This is a genomic window from Lysinibacillus sp. NPDC095746, assembly GCF_044763535.1.
Lineage (GTDB): Bacteria > Bacillota > Bacilli > Bacillales_A > Planococcaceae > Lysinibacillus.
Genome location: NZ_JBIWGL010000009.1, coordinates 56,518 through 75,127 on the forward strand (window position 1 = coordinate 56,518; position 18,610 = coordinate 75,127).

The 18,610-nt window shown below is 34.5% G+C and carries 16 protein-coding genes and 1 other RNA gene; 5 read left to right on the forward strand and 12 right to left on the reverse strand.

Features of this window, described 5'->3' with window-relative positions:
- Nucleotides 1-14: 14 nt before the first annotated feature.
- From ACIQ7N_RS08850 to ACIQ7N_RS08865, 4 genes are all read right to left on the reverse strand, one after another.
- Nucleotides 15-395: a DUF6262 family protein gene (locus tag ACIQ7N_RS08850; protein ID WP_402931441.1), complete on the reverse strand. Its 381-nt coding sequence runs from the start codon at nucleotides 393-395 to the stop codon at nucleotides 15-17.
- A complete protein-coding gene (locus ACIQ7N_RS08855) occupies nucleotides 388-2,499 on the reverse strand; it encodes a tyrosine-type recombinase/integrase (protein ID WP_402931442.1) in 2,112 nt (703 codons plus the stop codon). Before ACIQ7N_RS08855 ends, ACIQ7N_RS08850 begins: the two co-directional genes overlap by 8 nt.
- Before the next feature lie 14 nt (nucleotides 2,500-2,513).
- A complete protein-coding gene (locus tag ACIQ7N_RS08860) occupies nucleotides 2,514-3,635 on the reverse strand; it encodes a tyrosine-type recombinase/integrase (RefSeq protein WP_402931443.1) in 1,122 nt (373 codons plus the stop codon).
- Between the two features lie 310 nt (nucleotides 3,636-3,945).
- Complete coding sequence (locus tag ACIQ7N_RS08865; RefSeq protein ID WP_132363740.1) at nucleotides 3,946-4,134, reverse strand: DUF4177 domain-containing protein; 189 nt, start codon at nucleotides 4,132-4,134, stop codon at nucleotides 3,946-3,948.
- Between the two features lie 654 nt (nucleotides 4,135-4,788).
- Here ACIQ7N_RS08865 and ACIQ7N_RS08870 point away from each other — a divergent pair.
- Both ACIQ7N_RS08870 and ACIQ7N_RS08875 read left to right on the forward strand, forming a co-directional pair.
- Nucleotides 4,789-6,351 (forward strand): glycoside hydrolase family 10-like protein, encoded by a 1,563-nt coding sequence (locus ACIQ7N_RS08870; protein ID WP_402931445.1) that lies wholly within the window; start codon nucleotides 4,789-4,791, stop codon nucleotides 6,349-6,351.
- Between the two features lie 435 nt (nucleotides 6,352-6,786).
- Nucleotides 6,787-7,038, forward strand: coding sequence for a hypothetical protein (locus ACIQ7N_RS08875; RefSeq protein WP_402931446.1), 252 nt, complete (start codon nucleotides 6,787-6,789; stop codon nucleotides 7,036-7,038).
- 237 nt (nucleotides 7,039-7,275) lie between these two features.
- Here ACIQ7N_RS08875 and ssrS read toward each other — a convergent pair.
- Nucleotides 7,276-7,468: non-coding RNA, 6S RNA (ssrS, locus tag ACIQ7N_RS08880), on the reverse strand.
- 246 nt (nucleotides 7,469-7,714) lie between these two features.
- Here ssrS and ACIQ7N_RS08885 point away from each other — a divergent pair.
- Complete coding sequence (locus tag ACIQ7N_RS08885) at nucleotides 7,715-8,053, forward strand: zinc ribbon domain-containing protein YjdM (protein ID WP_132363736.1); 339 nt, start codon at nucleotides 7,715-7,717, stop codon at nucleotides 8,051-8,053.
- Nucleotides 8,054-8,338: 285 nt separating this feature from the next.
- On the opposite strand, the gene ACIQ7N_RS08890 is transcribed toward ACIQ7N_RS08885, so the two are convergent.
- Together ACIQ7N_RS08890 and ACIQ7N_RS08895 are read right to left on the reverse strand one after the other, a co-directional pair.
- Nucleotides 8,339-8,851 carry a zf-HC2 domain-containing protein gene (locus ACIQ7N_RS08890; RefSeq protein ID WP_402931448.1) on the reverse strand — a complete coding sequence of 171 codons (513 nt, stop codon included), beginning with the start codon at nucleotides 8,849-8,851 and terminating at the stop codon, nucleotides 8,339-8,341.
- A 102-nt stretch (nucleotides 8,852-8,953) separates the two neighbouring features.
- A complete protein-coding gene (locus ACIQ7N_RS08895; RefSeq protein WP_132363732.1) occupies nucleotides 8,954-9,592 on the reverse strand; it encodes a YfbR-like 5'-deoxynucleotidase in 639 nt (212 codons plus the stop codon).
- A 315-nt stretch (nucleotides 9,593-9,907) separates the two neighbouring features.
- Here ACIQ7N_RS08895 and ACIQ7N_RS08900 point away from each other — a divergent pair, with 315 nt between their 5' ends.
- Complete coding sequence (locus tag ACIQ7N_RS08900) at nucleotides 9,908-10,348, forward strand: DUF2269 family protein (RefSeq protein WP_402931450.1); 441 nt, start codon at nucleotides 9,908-9,910, stop codon at nucleotides 10,346-10,348.
- 225 nt (nucleotides 10,349-10,573) lie between these two features.
- Here ACIQ7N_RS08900 and ACIQ7N_RS08905 read toward each other — a convergent pair whose 3' ends face one another.
- The 4 genes from ACIQ7N_RS08905 to ACIQ7N_RS08920 form a co-directional block, all read right to left on the reverse strand.
- Entirely contained in the window at nucleotides 10,574-12,409 is a 1,836-nt protein-coding gene (locus tag ACIQ7N_RS08905; RefSeq protein WP_402931451.1) for an FtsX-like permease family protein, read from the reverse strand.
- Nucleotides 12,399-13,160, reverse strand: a complete 762-nt coding sequence (locus tag ACIQ7N_RS08910) for an ABC transporter ATP-binding protein (protein ID WP_402931453.1) — start codon at nucleotides 13,158-13,160, stop codon at nucleotides 12,399-12,401. Before ACIQ7N_RS08910 ends, ACIQ7N_RS08905 begins: the two co-directional genes overlap by 11 nt.
- A 116-nt stretch (nucleotides 13,161-13,276) precedes the next feature.
- The gene (locus tag ACIQ7N_RS08915) at nucleotides 13,277-14,257 is read right to left on the reverse strand and encodes a sensor histidine kinase (RefSeq protein WP_402931454.1); all 981 of its coding nucleotides are present in this window, start codon (nucleotides 14,255-14,257) and stop codon (nucleotides 13,277-13,279) included.
- The gene (locus tag ACIQ7N_RS08920; RefSeq protein WP_402931455.1) at nucleotides 14,254-14,943 is read right to left on the reverse strand and encodes a response regulator transcription factor; all 690 of its coding nucleotides are present in this window, start codon (nucleotides 14,941-14,943) and stop codon (nucleotides 14,254-14,256) included. Before ACIQ7N_RS08920 ends, ACIQ7N_RS08915 begins: the two co-directional genes overlap by 4 nt.
- Before the next feature lie 908 nt (nucleotides 14,944-15,851).
- Here ACIQ7N_RS08920 and ACIQ7N_RS08925 point away from each other — a divergent pair.
- Nucleotides 15,852-16,874, forward strand: coding sequence for a GGDEF domain-containing protein (locus ACIQ7N_RS08925; protein WP_132363720.1), 1,023 nt, complete (start codon nucleotides 15,852-15,854; stop codon nucleotides 16,872-16,874).
- Nucleotides 16,875-17,120: 246 nt separating this feature from the next.
- Here ACIQ7N_RS08925 and ACIQ7N_RS08930 read toward each other — a convergent pair whose 3' ends face one another.
- The gene (locus ACIQ7N_RS08930; RefSeq protein ID WP_402931511.1) at nucleotides 17,121-18,245 is read right to left on the reverse strand and encodes a response regulator; all 1,125 of its coding nucleotides are present in this window, start codon (nucleotides 18,243-18,245) and stop codon (nucleotides 17,121-17,123) included.
- Between the last annotated feature and the right edge of the window lie 365 nt (nucleotides 18,246-18,610).

Below are 18,610 nucleotides of genomic sequence, written 5' to 3' on the forward strand. Positions count from 1 at the left end.
GGGAGAATCCTCCCTCATAACTTCTTATAAACTTCTGCGTAAGCAACTTTCAGTTGTTCCCTTAATTGCTTGTTTTCTTCTTCTAACTTTTGATTTTTTCTTTTTAGAGATGCAATAAGGGCGTCTTTATTATTTTCATTCATTTCTCGCTTCACTTGTTTTGGTGAAGGTACTTGTGCTTGTTGCTGTCTTAATGTTTCGATTCGTTCACGAATATCCTTATTGTTGTAAAGTGTTGCTTTCGATACACCAGCTTCACTAGAAACACTATTAAAATTAATATTCTCGTTAGTGCGTATGAGCCTTTTAATGGCTTCATCTACTTTTTGATAGGTGTTTGCCTTGCGTAGGGCATGAACTGCTTTTAAATGAGCAGAACGGTCATATTCAGTCATTCTTAACACCTAACTTTCTTTTCATCCGTTCATGTCTACCGAATATAACGTTTCCTTCTTGAAGGGTAGTTAAAATATTTTGGTATCGTCGTAAGTTCTTTTGGTTCTTCTCGGCTATATCTTCTCTTCCTCTTTGTTTTGCTATTTCAATTGCTTTTGTCGTTGTATTAATGTGCAGCTCATATTTTTGCATATCGTATTCTGAAAAACCTACCGCTAAGTCTTTACATGGCGTTTTGTTGTCACCACAAGTTAGACAAGGAGGTTCTTCCATATAAGGACAATTACCGTTTAAACGAGCGTGGCACGTTCCATAGGGGTTATCCATCGCATTTAGTTTATGATCTTGCCATAAAGCATCCAAAATATCTATTGGTATATCTTCTCCTTCCTTAATTTCTTGAATTTCACCATTTAAATCGAAGCTGAATACTCCTTGCTTCACAGCGGATTTAAAGGCTTCTCTTTTGGTTTCATCTAATAGTTTAGCGTATCGCATTGTCATTTCTGGAGAAGCATGAGCTAAAAGCTCTTGAACAGTTAGAATATCTGCACCACTATTTATCATTTTCACTCCATAAGTATGTCGAAACTGATGCATCGCGAAATGAAAGAGATTGCCGTTTTCGTCAGTGATATTCACTTTTTTTGCCAATATATTTAGTGCGGTATTAACCCAATTTTGCCCATATGGTTGTCCTTTTCGTTTGCCACGATACCGCACAAAAATATAATCCTTTGGATTATTATCTTGATTACTAAATTTTTTTGATTTATCGATTAGAACGGCAAGGATTCCTGCTAACTCTTCATCAATTGGAATACGATGTTCTTTCACATAGGTTTTTCTTATATCTGTTAATATAGAGTATTGCCCGTTTAGTTGAACTAAGCAGTCAAAGGTTAGTTCTAATGCATCGGATATTCTAAGCCCAGTTTTAAATGCCACCCAAACAATCGGAACAATATCTTTATGTAATTCATCTAGATGAGAAAAAAGCTGCTCTAAGACAAAATCCGGAATGTAACCGATTTGGTCAGCGGATTTTTCTCGTAGTTTAGGCTTATCTTCAGGAAAAATCAGTAATCTTACATGTTTTTCAGGAGCTATTTCATACTCATATCGTTGAATATCTTCAAGAAATTTTTGTATAGTGCTTAATGCTATTGATATATATGCTTCAGGGTGTGCATTCTTTTGTTTCAGATGAATTTGAGTATATTCATGTAGATATTCGATGTATTTTTCTATGTGATTTCGCTTTAAAGCTTTTAAATCTTTCCATTTTGGTTCTAGTGTAAATACAAATGTAAAAAAAGATGGTAAAAACAGTATATAATTTAATGCTGTACCCCATGCGAATTTATTTTTACTAAGTAATCGTTGCTTAAAATACTTTTTGACTTGCTCACGAATGGTAGTGGGAATCTTTGAGAAATCAATATAATATTGGTATTTGCTTTTATTATAATTAATACCGTATCTATCATGTAAATGACGAACATCCCATCTATCCTTTTCCCACTCTTCTCGTTTATCTGTGTATTGCGAAAGGGCTGTATAAATAGTTCTTAGAAAACGTGCAACGGGAGATTTACCTATATCGTCTTTCTGGAGCTTCCTTCTTCTTATTTGTTGAGTTTGGATTCCTTTTTCATTCAACCAAAATATATACTCTCGTTCTGCTTTTTCAATATCCAATTCCAACATTGATGATAGTTTGGGGTACTTTTCGTTTATGAACTCCGTCACTCGTCTTAATGGCGGTTGATTTACAAAGGCATACGTGATTGACCAAAAATCGTTAAATAAATGTTGGTAATAGACATATTTCACTTCTAAGTTAACCAAAGGATTATTGAATCGAAAATGAACATTTTGGTTTGAATGCTTATAGTTCTCTACCTCTTCTTTAAATTGTTTAATTTTACCTATATCATTGATTTTCCATTTGTCATTGACGAGGAAATAGGGATTACTTATTTGTTCAACTAAAACCGAGCCATCCTCGTGTATTACTTTATCAAAATAAGTTGAAAGTTCATTTTCTAAGCCTTCATGAAATCCTATTTCTTCTGATCCAATAATCTTCATTTGCTTCATCCAAGTCACTCCTTTTAGTCATTTTTCTTTAGGTTAAATGCAGGTTGTGCCTTATTCCAATCTTCTCGAATATCTTCGTCAGAAGGATGTAAATATAAGTTCATTGTTGTTTGGATATGAGCGTGTCCTAATCGTTCTTGCACTTGTTTGATATCCTTTGTTTGCTGATAGTAAATTGTAGCGTGTGTATGCCGAAATAGGTGAGGGTGTAGATTTATCCCTGTTTTCTTTTTTAAACGCTTAAATAGGGATTCTACGTTCCAATATTCCATCGGTTTTCCCACATCTTTTCCTCGCATTTTTACAAAAACAAAGTTTGTATCCAATTCTAATTCATCAAGGACTTCATACAAATAATCGTCATATAAATCCATTAAGGACTGTGAAACATAAATTTCTCGTTCACCAGTCTTTAACATCGCACCATTTTCTAATTCCCCTCGATCCACTAAACGAATTCGATGTCCCTTGCCATAATCAAAAATGAAATCCTCCATGAAAAGAGCGAGAGCTTCTCCAATACGAAATCCCGTTTCATATAACAATTGAATCAGGAACTTATCTCGGATATTCGTAGTTGCTTGCAATACTTGTTGTACTTGTTCCTTCGTTAGTGTATTTACTTTTTTACGTGGTTCATTTAATTTAAGTACGTTTCTTGCGGAGGGCTTATCTTTAGTAATATGGTGTAAGAAGCTTTTGTAACGTGTGTTACCTCCAGTGAACACTTGTTTCATTAACTTTTCCATCATATCATTTTGTACTTCTTCATTTCGAAATAAATAGTCATAAAAGTTTGCTATAACTGTGATGGTATGGTTAACAGTTGTTTCTGCTCGTATTGCTATTTCTTGTTTAATCGGAGCGACTTTGGAATTTCCGTAAGGACTTCTTAACCACCCAACAAAGTCCACCAAATCCTCTAATCGAATATGTTTATAATCTTTGTTCACTTCTTTCAAATAGGTAAAAAAATGCTTTAAGGAATAACAATACGATTTCTGCGTATTAGAGCTTTTCCCCGTCTTATCTAAATACTTTATGTATTTCATGGCTACTAGTACGGGAATTCCTTCTTGGTCGAGTAATATATATCGCTTAATGTTATTTTCTAAAATAACCTCCTGAACTCTCATAGCACTTCCCCCCTAAAAAGTAATAGTAACGCTCATTTTCTAACAGATTATATTTCGATATGGAATATAATCACCACAAAAACAAATGTACGTTCACTTATATTATATACATATTAGACTAATATTTTTAAACCGAGTTAATAAATCTAATATGTATTGAAAAAGAGGATATATGCTCATATATTGAACATATTATCCTCTTATTAGTTTAGTCTATTTAAGAACAAAACTGTTCAGTGATAAAAAGCTGATGAGTTTAAGTAAACAGAATTCTACATTATGTTCCCAAAAATAGAAATACCCCTCAAATCTAATTAAGGGGTCTCTCGAAAATTAATTCAAAATAGGCTGCGGAACCATATCCTTTAGTTGAAGGAGCAAAAATTTGAACAAATCTCCATCCGTCAGATGCGTATTGGTGAATTATATTTTGATAATCTTCTTTTGGTTTACTACCCCAAGCATTTAGTTCCACTTTAACGAAATTGTATTCGTACATTATTATCACCTCGAGAATTAGTTGACTTAGTTAATATACGAGGAAAGTAGAAGATAGTTTCATAATTGTTATGTAGTTTATTGAACAATACGTAGACATTATGCAGTTGTTTATTCAACAATCTGTAGCTTTGTAAAAAAGATTGAACGTTTATAATAAAGATTGATAATTTGTAATAAAGTTTGATAAAAATCATCTCTTTAGTTATCCTTTGAGATGATTTTTTTATTGGACATTTATGTTAAAACTGATGTTTATCTTATGAAGAATTTCTTCCAATCCTTCCACCGTATGGTCCACTTTATCAAACGAACTTAACAATTGACCAAATAATTGCAACGCTATCATAAAATTGGCTTCAAGAATTTAAATAAATGGAAATTACCGGTGAAGGGAGAATGATTGGAGATTTGTGGTATTATATAGTGAGCGAAGAAAATAGAATAAAATTTTCCAACGAGCTTCGCAAACAATTGAAATTACCACTAGAGGGTCCTGCCGACAAAATGCTACAGACCTAATTACTGTAAGACACTTTTTGGAAGGATAAATCAGTTCCTACTTTTATAGAATAGGCTGAAATGGTATTTACTTAGATTATAGTAACAGCTAGGTTTTAATAGCTGACAATTAAAAGGAGAGATTTCATTATTTATGTTTAAAAATTTTTTTGGAAAGTGCTTAGTAACTTTTTTTGTTTTACTTTTACTTATCCCTGGTTTTACAAATCAAAAGGCTACAGCAAATTCACTACCTCAAAATGAAATGCGTGCAGCCTGGATTGCAACAGTATCTAATATTGATATGAAGGCAGGTATGAGTAAAACCCAATATACTCAATGGGTTCAAAGTACCTTAGACAAATTAAAAGCTGATAACTTTAATGCAGTTATTTTTCAAGTTAAGCCATTAAATGATGCACTGTACCCGTCTAAGCTTGCTCCATGGTCATCGTATATAACAGGCAATAAACAAGGGACCAATCCGGGTTTTGATCCATTGCAAATAATGCTGGACGAAGCACATAAGCGTGGATTAGAACTTCATGCTTGGGTAAACCCATATAGGGTCACTATGCCTTCGCAATCTTTGAATAATCTTGCTGCCGATAATGTAGCCCGTAAAAATTCTAATTGGGTAGTGAAATATGGTAAACAATACTATTTAAATCCTGGTTTGCCGGAAGTTCAAAATTACTTATTATCAACTATAGAAGAATTAGTAAGCAACTATGATATCGACGCTGTACATATGGATGATTACTTCTACCCTTATAAAATAAAAGGAGAGACTTTTCAAGATCAACAAACTTTTAAAAAGTATGGTGGCTCATTCAAGAATATTGAAGACTGGCGCAGAAATAATGTTAATCAATTAGTAAAAAAGGTTTATGCAAGCATTAAGGCAATTAAACCCCATGTTCAATATGGAATATCTCCGTTTGGAATTTGGCGAAACAAAGGGCAAGATTCTACTGGTAGTAACACGAATGGAATGAGTAACTATGATGATCTTTATGCTGATACAAGACAGTGGATTAAAGATGGAAGTATCGATTATATTGCGCCTCAAATTTATTGGTCCAGAAATTATAAAGCAGCAAATTACTCTGTTTTATTAGATTGGTGGGGAAAAGAAGTTCAAACGTACGCAAAAGTCCATCCTGTTAATTTATATATTGGCATGGCCAATCATAAAGTTGGAAATGATTCTGATACTGCATGGAATAATAAGACAGAACTTATCAGCCAAGTAATCGCCAACAGAGCAAATAAAAATGCTCAAGGACAAATGCATTTTTCTCTAAGAAGTATTAACAATAACGCTCTTGGATATGCTTCTTATCTAAATCAGCAACTATACAATTATAAAGCTTTAACACCTACAATTTATTGGAAAGGCTCTGCAATACCTTTATGTCCAACTGATGTTAAATTGAGTAAAGAGTCTTTCGGCATGAAGCTTACTATTACAGATGAAAATAGTACTCAACCAAGGAAATATGTAATATACCGATTTGATGGAACAAAAGAAGGATCATATGAAGACGTTAAAAATATAGTAGACGTGGTTTATAACACACAAGGTAATACTGTTTATGTAGACACTATTGCAAATAATAGTAAAGTATACACATATGGTATAAAGTCTATATCTGCTACAGGTGTGGAAAGTAAAACTGCTTTTGTTCTAAGAGACGGAAATCCTCACCAGTAGCAATAGAGACAACACCTGAAGGGCCAGAGTAACCAGAAAAACCTGTAGATCCAAAGCCTATTGGTAGAAAATAATCGATCTTTTTTTATAAAAATCAACCTTAAATTTGAGGGATAAGAATCCATTTTGATCAATCTTTTTTCAAAATGGATTCTTTTTATTTATCGTAAAATGCTGGCTTGTGAAGAATTTTTGATCAATCCTTATTTTAAAGCAACACAATCGGGCGTGATTGTTGAATAACCTTCACTTTTCTTCTTCAACTCCCATGAAAGAACTTAATCATCTTTCATTTTCTGTGGTGTAGCGCTGGTTTTTGCGCTACATGGATGGCTAACGGAGTGTAAAAGTTAAACAAGATGTTGCAGCGGAGCATCTTTTTTCTTCTTGTACCAACGGGGCAGTTTAGTGAAAGAATAGATAGGAGGAAGAGTAATGACAAAAAATAAATTAAAAGGTTTAATTTCTTTAGGTTCTGTAATAACTGCAATTGGTTTTATATTGTTATTTCTCAGTGTTGATATGGGATTATCACTTGCTGAATATCGGATAGTTACACAAGGTGGGATGGACACTTCTCAATACCTAATTGTCATTGAAGGTTATACAAATAATTTCTTAGCTGCTGGAAGTATCCTTTTTGGAATTGGATCCCACCATCATTTTTGCTTATTACAAGATACTTAATATTAACGAATAGCAGTAATAAATATTGTTTTTCTTGACAGGAATTCCAGGAGGATATGATGTTTATTATTTTACCTTTGGTTGATGTTCTAGCTTTTGTGGTACCGTGATAAATATAAACCATAGAATGAAAACTTATCTCTCCCAACTTTCTCCCAAAGTTGCCCAAACAAAAAATCTCCCATAGTTTTCACTATGAGAGAAATGCTTCAAAGCCGTGTGGCTGTATGATTAAATTAAAAAGCCGCGTATGCCGTAGTTATTATAGAAAGTTTTAAACCACCACTCCTCAAAGTGGGTGTTCGCAGAAGCTTTCCTGCTTATCCTCATGCACCTTAGTGTGAGGCCCGTCATTCCAACTCCAATAATAAAACTCCCTTTTACAGCTTAAAGGTTAAAACTTAATATTATACGAACAATGCAGCCTTTAAGGATATAATAAGGCATGTTAAACAAACTTGCAAGTAAGATGGTTTGTACAAAAAAGTCAATGGGTGAGTGTCCCAATTCATGAATATCCAGAATGAAATATCTCCAAAAGCATTTAACAGATTCAAATATTTTTCACAAATACGAACGAAAAATACGAACATTCTTTACTTAATAGGGCTAAGTATGTAAAGATAGGAGAATATATAGGGTTTACCTAGCAATAAAGTCTAAGGAGGAAGCAGAAATGGCAGCTTATCCAAATTGTCCAAAATGTAATTCTGAATACACATATGAGGACGGAACAAACTTTGTATGTCCAGAATGTGCGCATGAGTGGAGCACTGATGTCACGGAACAGGAGACAGATACGTTAATCGTAAAGGATGCTCATGGCAATCTACTTGCAGACGGTGATTCTGTTACAATTATTAAGGATTTAAAGGTTAAAGGAAGTTCTTCGACGCTAAAAATTGGGACAAAGGTGAAAAGCATTCGTCTCGTTGAAGGCGATCACAATATTGATTGTAAAATCGATGGCTTTGGTGCCATGAAATTGAAGTCAGAGTTCGTAAAAAAGGCATAATTACTGAAAAAAGAGTCGTGAAATGAGGTACTCCAACTAGGTTTGGAAGCTATTTAAAATCGACTCTTTTTTATTTTTATTTAGTTGGTGTCTAATCACCGACTGAATAAAAATAAAGCTTCAGGTGGATGTATGACATGGCCGGCAAAGCAACTATGGATGCTTCAAGCTAGAAGGTATATCTAATGAAATACTAGGGGATGTTGAACTTATGAATGGGTATAATTGGTGATAAAAGAAGTTGTCTCAGTTGCATTGAGACAACTTCTTTCTACTGGTGTAACATTATTTTGTAAACCTACGAAATAGAATTGCAAAAGCAGCACCGAATAGTGCAAAAATAGTATGTAGAATGGCTATGAAGCTAGCGCCAATTAACAGCGTACCAATTTCCGTTAAGGAGTAGTGGGTGACATAGAGTGAATTATGGATATTGTTAATAATAGCCCATACGAAAACAGGTACCGAGCTGATGGCAAAAACAATCCAAATATTTTTGTAAAAGAAATAAGTAAGACAGCCGAAAATCGCGTAAGATATAGCAAAGCTTGTTTGATTGCCAAGTAAGGAAGAGTTAATAGCAAACATAAAGGATAGTACGATAAAAACAAGATGGAAAAGCGTTATCGTTCTTTTCATTAATAAATGATAGCCAAGAGATTGCTTTGAAGTAGCGAGCTGCTGACAATGCTCACAAGTAGTTAAATGTTGTTCGACAAATTCTACAGTAGTTGCTTGGAGCACTTGTTTTTTATACAAAGGTAATAAATCCTCTACAATTGAACAATTCTGTGACAAAAGCTTCCCTCCAATCGATCTCCTTCCATTATACGACTTTTTTGAGAAAATAAAAAAAGCCTTCCGTGAGTTAATTCGTTCGGAAAACTTACATGCACACTATTAATTTGATGTTAATACTTCATTAGTCAAAGCTTGAATATCGATATGTGTTTTTTCCTTCACAGCATCCTTTAGAATTTCAGTACGGAAATAGTGAACTGACGCTTCAAGAGGAATAGTTAAAATCTTGGAAAGGGCTGATTGATACATATGCACGAATTCTTTATCTGTGTTTCCACGTTTTAACTCAGCAAAGGCTTCGTAAAATTGGTCAAGCTTATCAGCAAATTCAAGTAGGCGACCCTCTATAGTTTTATCCTTACCTTCTTTCATACGCTCAAAGAAGACGGCCTGAAACTCTTGTGGAATCTCATCAATAATAAATTTCTCCATCATTTTTTCTTCCACGTGTGCAAGCATTTGTTTAAGCTCTGGGCTAGCATGCTTTACCGGTGTTTTAATATCGCCGATAAATACTTCAGCAAAGTCGTGGTTAATGGTTTTTTCATATAATGATTTCCAATTGATTGTAGCTCCGTTCATTTCTTCAAGTGTGGCGAAGAACATCGCATACTGCGATACCTTCCAAGAGTGAGCCGCCACATTGTGCTCTTCAAATTTGAAGCGACCAGGGCAACGAATAATACGCTCTAAATCGTTAAGGCTTGTAAAAAATTGATGAATTCCTATAAAAATCACTCCTTTTTGGTTTATATGTGCATGTTACTATAATCCATACCCTCTTTGTGCAAATTTCAAACAATTTAACAATGATTCATTTTGCGTTTACAAAGGATTCACAATTGACGCTAAAGCACGCCTATGTTGGTGCTATAATGAGGGGAACTAAATAAATAATGCCTCGGCATAATGTAAGTAACTGATACTCACATTTATCTCACCATATATATAGGTGGGAGACATTTGCCGTTGCCGTTTTAAACATTTGTATCTGCCGCTTCGCTTTCGCTACATAAAATAATTGCTGAAAAAAGATAAAAAGGAGTTTGCACCATGATTTCGATTTATACACTTCTTCTTTACATACATATTTTAAGTGCCATTCTTTCGATTGGGCCTTTGTTCGTTGTTTTAACAATTGTTAAGAAAATGCGTACAGCATCTCATAATGAAATGTCACCATATATTGAGGCTTTTAAAGGAGCAATTACGATCGTCAAGCACTCGGGGCATGTTCTTGTTGCATCTGGTATTTTATTAATGTGGCATGCGGGTTATTATTGGAGTACCTCGTGGATTGTTCTAACATTTCTTGTGATGTTGGCCTCCATTGTTTTTTTAGCAAGAGCGTTCAAACCGACTTTACAGACATTTAATACACCCGCCTATGACCAGCAAAAATTTGCTTCATTGTTACATCGCAAAGCATGGATGTACATTTTATTATTGCTAGTTATGTTATGGCTAATGGTAGCAAAGCCTGTACTTTGGTAAGAAGCTGGCTCATTACCATAACGTGTCCGTTCCGACTGGGCCTTTGTAGCTGCCGCTTCGCTTTCGCTACAGTAACATTGTCGCTGCAGGTTCTCATCTGTGGCTCTTATCCGGAAAGGAACCCACCCTCACTCAATGCGCCACAACATTCTCAAAGATCATCTTTAATTTTGTTTTTCAACACTATGAAAATCCGCACCCTAAAGAGGAGTGCGGACTTTTTTATCAATTGCTAAGCAAGCGTTTGAAATAACTTTTGCGAATAAATATAAAACTAACGAAGAACAGGGCAAAGAAGCATAAAGAGCTCATCATTGAAACTTGTAAAAATGCTGCTGAAACCATTGTTCGCATGGCAAATAATGTAGCGCATAACATCGTAATAGCTATCGTGAATGGTACAAATATAAGGATTGCCAACTCTTTAGAAACAACAGTGAATAACTCTTGTTTAGATAGCCCAAGTTTTCGTATACCTGCATACTTTTCTTTTTCCTGAAGAAGTGTCGTTTGTAAATAGAAGTAGAGTATGCTCATAGCTGCACTTAAGAAAATCAAGCTCAACATAGAGCCGATAAAGAACATAACACTTTTTATGAACATCTCTGCGTTATACAATTCGATTTTTGAAGTTACATAACGTTCCTCATATATATGTGGGAAATCCTCTATAATTTTTTTTGCTAAAGCTGTATGTGCCGTCCAATTGTCTAACTCAAATAAATAGGTTTTGTAGACAGGGTATTTGATGTTGTTATAAACTTCATCGGGCACAATAAAATACGTTTGTTGGAAACCTGTTGTTAATAGATTTTTTTCATTTACAGATGCAAGCTTAAATTGCTTTAGATATTTGTCATCACTTACATTAGTAATTGGTAATGTTTTACGATTGCCTGCAACTGCTATAAATTCATTTGCACGTAAGCTAACCTTTTCATTTTGTAACAAGTTATAATCGGAAATTGACATATAGCCAATTCTACGTTCTTCATTCGATTTGAACTCAATAAAATAATTTTGTGAATCCACTGTGGATAATTGTTTTTCAATATTTTCAATATCAGCTTCTACTTTACTTGGACTAGCCTTAGGAGCGGCAATATACTGAAAACTGTATGGATAATTTGCCTCGCTATCCTTTTCAACATTGTAGTAAGAACTAAATAAAATGCTTGTACATAAAAATACACCGCTTAATAAAATAGTGATTAAAAATAGCATATTTGCATGTGATTTCATTTTTGCATTCAGATTAGAAGCAAGTAGCATATTTGTTTGTTTCATATAGGCTGACGATCTCTCAAAAGCCTTTAGCAGGAAGCGCATCCCTTGTGAGATGATTAAATATATTGTACAAAGAACACTTGCGAAAAAAGCTACATAGAAAAGACTACCGCCAATATCATATTCTGTATTTAAAAAACAACCTAAACCAATGGAAATCATAATACTTATGAATAATAAAAGATAATGTGGTTTTATCGATTTCTCGATGACAACATCACTTTTTAATAGTTGAATGGAAGCTTCTTTATTAATAAATCTTGTCATTACTTTTGAAATAACAATGAATAATACAAGGAATAAACCAATAGTTAACATGATTGCTTTAATAGGGACATACATACTGAAAGTTTCTGCATTTAAAACAACTTTGGCACCCATTAAAAAGAGAGGCGAAATGACAAGCCCAAGAATGACTGCTGTAATAATCGCCAATACACCGATAAGAATATTTTCACGAAAAACGAGCGTACGAATTTGTTTCATGGATGCACCAGTAATCATAAAAATACCTAGTGTTTTTGTTTTCTTCTTTAAAAAGGCCATGATGGAATAGGCAATATAAATAAACGAAAACAAATAGACGAGCAAACTTGCTAACATTAATGCAAGGCCGAGTGTTGAGTCGGGATCTAAATTTGTAAGACTTGGATGAAATACAATAACTGAAAATAGAAAGAAAATAATGATAGAGAACATACTGCTAAGGAAATACGAAACGTAAGTCCATTTATCACGTAAAATATTTTGAATAACGATATGATTAAAGCTCATGCTGTCCACCACCTAAAAAAGCAAGTGTGTCCATGATTTCCTGGTAAAATTGTTTACGATTATGACCACGATGAATTTCGTTATATAATTTACCATCCTTAATGAAAATAATACGATTTGCGAAACTTGCTACATAAGGATCATGTGTCACCATTAAAATGGAAGTTTTCAGTTCTGTATGAATAGAACTAAATAAGTTCATAACATCATTTACTGCTTTTGAATCGAGATTTCCTGTAGGCTCATCTGCCAACAATAAACTCGGTTCGTGAATAACCGCACGAGCAATAGCTACACGTTGTTTTTGCCCACCAGAAATTTCGTAAATTCGTTTTGACAGAAGCTCTTCAATTCCGAGAAATTGAGATATATGTTTAAGTTGATGCTGCATTTTATCGGCAGGTAAACTATCTAAAGTTAACGGTAATAAAATATTTTCTTTTACCGTTAATGTGTGTACAAGATTAAAATCTTGAAATACAAAACCTAATTCTGAACGGCGAAACTTTGCAAGCTCTTCATCATCTAATGAATATGGATTTCTACCATTTATAAGAATTTCACCAACAGTAGGGCGATCGATTGTTGATATGCTATTTAAAAATGTAGTTTTCCCACTTCCTGAAGGCCCCATAACGGCTACGAATTCGTTCTCACTAAGTTGGAAATCTATGCCATTCAATGCCTTATATGTGATTTCTCCGATATATTCTTTTTGCAAATTGGTCACTTGTAGGATTGATTTTCCCATCTTTGAACAACTCCCTTACTTCGATTGAATAGCTTAAGTATAAAGAAGGAGCAGCATTTTACCTATTTGGATAAATGACGTCAATATGACAAAGTTGTCATATTACGAACTTACAATCATGATTTTTTCACGCTATTTGAAAAATCTATGGAGAAGGTAGTGACGCACTCATGAGACTGTAAAGTAAAAGGGTGTTCTAATTCGGTTAAAATCTTTTTTACTAAATACAAGCCTATACCTGTTGCCTCACCGTTCGTTCTTCCTTTCACACCTGTATAAAATAAATCAAAGACACGTGAAATTTCACTCTCCGGAATCGTATCTCCATAATTTTGAATTCGTAAAGTAACTTCGTCATAAATAATTTGAATAGAGCTTTCAGAATCTCCGTATTTAATGGCGTTATTGATAATTTGATAAAGCACAATTTTTAACCATTTTCGATCTGAATAAATAATAGTGTTTTCAACAAGCATCACTTTTGGAAAAACTTCTTTGGCAATGAAATAATCCTTTAAATCGTTCACAACTTCCTTAATAAGTTCTTTTAATGAGAGTGGTTCTATTTTTAAATCAGCCACAAGATTGGACGTACGTTCATAGGTTAGTAGCTGATTAAGAGTAAACGTCAGCTTATCGCACTCTAGATTAATTGTTTGCAAATGCTCGGATGGGCTATTTGCGTTAGATTGGATAATCAGTTGAATAACTGACAATGGCGTTTTCATTTGATGGGCAAAATGTGAAAGAACAAGCTGTTTTTCTTTTCCTTGCCTCTCTAAATGTTGCTGCTGTGTTAAGTATAAATATTGCATTTGTCGTAGTTTTTCACTGTAGGCTTGCTCAATCATAGCCTGTGGTTCATACAGATGGAGGTCATTGCTTGTTAAAGTGTTGTTCTGTAAATGAGCATATAGTTTTTTTCTGCGATAATAACGTCCAATCAGCCAAATAGTAAATAGGAAGCTAACGAGAAAGATAAAATAAAAATAGTGTGAAGATAAATCATCTAATGACTGAATGATCCAAGGTAATAATAGAAAGCTTACACAATAAAGAATGATGACACTTACATGATCTCGAAAGAACAGCTTCATTCTTCTGCCTCCACTAATTGATAACCAAGCCCACGAATTGTTTTAATTTCTAGTCTAGATTGGATAGCCTCGAATTTTTTACGTAATCGGCCAATATTAACAGATAAAGTGTTTTCTTCAACGAAGGATTCATCATCCCAAATGGCACTTAACAATTTTTGACGAGGAACAACATTAGGATAAGCTTCAAATAGTAATTTGCTAAGCTGCATCTCTTTTAACGTTAACAAGCTCTCGTGTTTCTCAGTGTAAAGTCGAACGGTATTTGAATTTAACGTTGTATTAGTAATGGATATTGAATTAGACTTGGAGGAAGCATATTCTCCGTATGTACGACGAATAAGCCCATTCACTTTTGCCATAAGCACATCTAGTGAAAAGGGTTTAGTGATAAAATCATCCGCACCATTTTCAATCCCATGCACTTGATCGATATCATTCACACGAGCAGATACAATGATAATCGGGCATTTGGATAGCTGACGGATTTTGCGCGACCAAAAGTACCCATCATAGGTTGGGAGATTAATGTCCATTACAACGAGATGAGGTTGAATAGCTTGAAATTCCTCTACTATATGATTAAATTGTTGAACGGTATAACATTCAAATTGATATTTTGATAAATGCTCCACAATAATCTTTAAAATATTGGGATCATCTTCTATTATGTATATTTTGTACATAGTATCGACCTTTCTTTAATAACATACTATTAATGTACCCTAATTTTTAAAAAACCATAAATATAGCCCGTCACCATAACGTAGGGGTGATTCCCGTTCCGACTGGACGCTTTGTTGCTGCCGCTTTGCTTTCGCACAGAAAAAACATTTGTAGCTGCCGCTTCGCTTTCGCACAGAGCAAAGCTTCCTGGGGGCGTCCGATGAGCCGCTTCACACTCTCTCTGCGCTCGCTCCAGGGTCTCATCTGTGAAGCTCATTCTCGAGAGGGCGCCCAGTCTTCACTCTAATCAACTTATCTACATAGTGTATATTTTTGGAAATACCTTAAAATATCTACATCAATATAATAATTGTAACTTGAAATTATAGAGAAGAGCCACTACAAACTCAATTGGGAAGGTGGTGGCTCTGTTAATAGTAAGTAACTATTTTTCTTGAATTTGGAAGGTGACAGTTGTTCCTTCGTTTAATATGTTGATTTGTCACCTCTGTGGGGTCAAGGCGTAAATCTGTATTACGTACACCTAGATTAATCCCAACGCCATAACTTTGTGCCAAAGCATAATGGATAAGTGGTACTTTCGAACTGGTCAGAAAGTATTAGGGAAGTTGTTTTCCGCTATAGGCTGCTTGTGGCAAGTGAGAGCCGTTTTCTCCGCTACAACCAACATATCAACAAAAACTTTTTATCGATTAATTATAAAGCAATATTTTCATAAAAATATGACTGAGTGAGTAGGGAGTGTTGGTATGGCGGCATTTGAGGAGGCGAGTGTCCTATTTCCTTTCTAGAGTGGAATGCACATTTTAATACATATTTTTGCAAATACTAAGTTCTTTTTAAGTTTTTTTTAAGAGGCGTGACGTATGATGAAGGAATAAAATCTCAATGGGAGAAATGATCTATTGTGGGTAAATTCAAGTTTAAGTTATCGTTTGTTATTGTTAGTATGACGGTAATGATAGTACTGGCGACTTCTAGTGTTAGTATTTGGAGTGGTTATCAAAATTTTAACGACATCCTTATGCAAAATAATATTGTCATGCAGGAAAATTACGTGAAGGAAGTTTCGAGAATCACGGAGAGCTACGTACAAGAGAAACTGAGGGAACCAAATCGAGATCAATCAATCGAACCTTATATGGTGCAAGTGGTTGATAAGTTACTTGATGAAAGAGTAGTTTCTTTTAGCGCATTCATAAAAAGTATACTCATGCCTTTACTATTATGGTTAGTCGCAGTACTTGTATTAGCTGTATGGCTTGCTTTCAAAATTGCACGACCTTTAAAACAACTTTTTATTAGTGTAGAGAGAGAAGAAGTACAGAAACTTGAAGAAATTAATGGCTGGTATTACGAAGCACATTCATTAAAAAAAGTAGTGCAAAACATGGTTATTAGTTCGAGAAACAGAATATTTGATTTAACTAACCAACTGAACTTAGACGCATTAACAGGAATCCCCAACCGTAGAAGAATGGATCAAATTTTAAATGAGTTAATTATTAATAAAGTGCCGCACTCAATAGTTTTAATAGATTTAGATGACTTTAAAAGTATAAATGATACTTATGGTCATACTGTAGGGGATGAAGTTTTAAAAGCTTTCGCGGGTCATATGCAGGAGAACATAGAGAGACAAGGAATGTGCTTTCGATATGGTGGAGAAGAGTTTTTGGTGATATTACCATCCACGACAATAGATGTAGCTTTAGAAATAGCGGAGAATTTACGCATTAAGCAGGCCATGTTAGATACTGCATGTGGAAGACCTGTAACGATGTCTGCTGGCATTACATCATTTACAGCTAATATTAAAACGGCTAATCAAATCATTACAATTGCTGATCAGGCACTATATAAGGCGAAGCAGTCAGGGAGGAATTGTATCTGTGTCGTTGAAGAATTGTCTGAAAAAACTATCAAATAAATCTCCAATAGAGGAACGAAGGCTAAAACTATCACGTCCTGTGAACCAACTTTGTGTTGGTCTGAGACCCTAGAGCGAGCAATGCCAGCGAAGCGGCAGCTACAAATGTTTTCTGTGCGAAAGCGAAGCGGCAGCTACAAAAAACTGAAATCAACCCCATGCTATAGTAGTAAGACGGTCGATCTTCATTACTGGTGAAATGAATACATAGCTAAAAGGCATCGAGAGTAATCTTCTCGATGCCTTTTATAGATTTTCGACAGATATAGTGTTAAATAGCTCAGTCGTTTCTTGTTCTGGTAAAATATTGAGATCCGCTAACAAGGTATTCTTAAAAGTATTGTAAACCTTTATTGCACTTGCTCGATTATCGACTTCTAAATAGTGCTTTATTAGCTGTTGTATAGTTTTATCGGAATATGGATTATGTTCTATCGTTAAAAGTAAAATTTGCTCTCGTTTTTTAACATCATGTATTGCTGTATAATGCTCTACTAAATCATGAAGTAAAAGAGTAAATTTGTTGTTCATAAAATTTGCTTTACTAGTAATCCAGGGATAATCTAATGAGGCCATATATTCACCTTGGTAGCTTTGAATTAATGACTCAGCCATCTCTACATTAATCTTTCCAGTCTCTGCTTTAGCATTTAAAATATGCTCTAAGTCATGGACATCACATTGAAACGCCTCTAGTTGCAAAATATAGCAGCCATTTGTATACTGTATGACTTCTGAATAGCCCAATGCTGAAAGAGTAGTGCGTAGATAGGAAACTGTTGTATGAAGCTGTACCCTTGCCTTTTTAAATTCTGTATCTGCCCATAAAGCATCGATGATTGAATCGCGAGGTACTTGGCTATTTAGGTTAGAAAAAAGATAGGCAAATAATTCTTTTGTTTTAAGCGTTCTCCAATGGACGGCTTTGTTATTGTGTAAAACAACGAATCCTCCAAAGCATTGTATTGTAAGCGCGGGTTTATTTCGTATTTGTATAGGAGTTGATTTATTTTCCAGGTGAAGGAGCTCTTGGATTCTGTTAATAGTTGTTTCTAGACGAGCCTTTGAAATAGGTTTTAGTAAATAGTCAATGGAGTATATTTCAAATGCCTGGACAGCATAGTCCCGATACGCAGTGACAAATACAATAAAAATATTCTTGTTCCATTCTTTTATTAGACGCGCAATCTCTAAACCGTTCAAGTTAGGCATTTCAACATCTAAAAATGCTACTTGAAAATCCAAGCTCGGTCCCTCTGCCAGCAAATCTTTTGTCGTTGTAAAAGATTTAATGATCTCTATTGAATTAAATTCCTTTAACTTTTTCTCCAAGTTTAAAAGAGCTAATGGCTCATCATCCATTACTATCACTCTAATCAAAAAAGGGCACCAACTTTCGAATATTAATTTTAACTTCTTTGGAGCAAATGTTTTCTGTAGCGAAAGCTACAATTATGACAAGGCATAATTGATAAGTAGTGAAGTAGGTTAAATTGAAATATCAATGACTGACCCCATATGTGGATGTATAGCTACTTGCTGCTATGGTTGATCTTTTAATAATTCGGTAGCAGCTGCAGTATTTAGATTGAGTGGATATTGCATAACACTCATTTGTAAAGTTTTCATTTTATTAACTTCCATCCAACATTCCCCTTTACCATATTATCGAATAAAAACACTAATTTTCCAATATGTAAAAATTGCAAATAGTGTTGCGATTTTCTTCGTAAAAT

Excerpts from the sequence above, each read along its gene's own strand:
- ACIQ7N_RS08850 (WP_402931441.1), bottom strand. The coding sequence starts at position 395 with ATGACTGAATATGACCGTTCTGCTCATTTAAAAGCAGTTCATGCCCTA.
- ACIQ7N_RS08855 (WP_402931442.1), bottom strand. The coding sequence starts at position 2,499 with ATGAAGCAAATGAAGATTATTGGATCAGAAGAAATAGGATTTCATGAA.
- ACIQ7N_RS08860 (WP_402931443.1), bottom strand. The coding sequence starts at position 3,635 with ATGAGAGTTCAGGAGGTTATTTTAGAAAATAACATTAAGCGATATATA.
- ACIQ7N_RS08865 (WP_132363740.1), bottom strand. The coding sequence starts at position 4,134 with ATGTACGAATACAATTTCGTTAAAGTGGAACTAAATGCTTGGGGTAGT.
- ACIQ7N_RS08870 (WP_402931445.1), top strand. The coding sequence starts at position 4,789 with ATGTTTAAAAATTTTTTTGGAAAGTGCTTAGTAACTTTTTTTGTTTTA.
- ACIQ7N_RS08875 (WP_402931446.1), top strand. The coding sequence starts at position 6,787 with ATGACAAAAAATAAATTAAAAGGTTTAATTTCTTTAGGTTCTGTAATA.
- ACIQ7N_RS08885 (WP_132363736.1), top strand. The coding sequence starts at position 7,715 with ATGGCAGCTTATCCAAATTGTCCAAAATGTAATTCTGAATACACATAT.
- ACIQ7N_RS08900 (WP_402931450.1), top strand. The coding sequence starts at position 9,908 with ATGATTTCGATTTATACACTTCTTCTTTACATACATATTTTAAGTGCC.
- ACIQ7N_RS08905 (WP_402931451.1), bottom strand. The coding sequence starts at position 12,409 with ATGAGCTTTAATCATATCGTTATTCAAAATATTTTACGTGATAAATGG.
- ACIQ7N_RS08910 (WP_402931453.1), bottom strand. The coding sequence starts at position 13,160 with ATGGGAAAATCAATCCTACAAGTGACCAATTTGCAAAAAGAATATATC.
- ACIQ7N_RS08915 (WP_402931454.1), bottom strand. The coding sequence starts at position 14,257 with ATGAAGCTGTTCTTTCGAGATCATGTAAGTGTCATCATTCTTTATTGT.
- ACIQ7N_RS08920 (WP_402931455.1), bottom strand. The coding sequence starts at position 14,943 with ATGTACAAAATATACATAATAGAAGATGATCCCAATATTTTAAAGATT.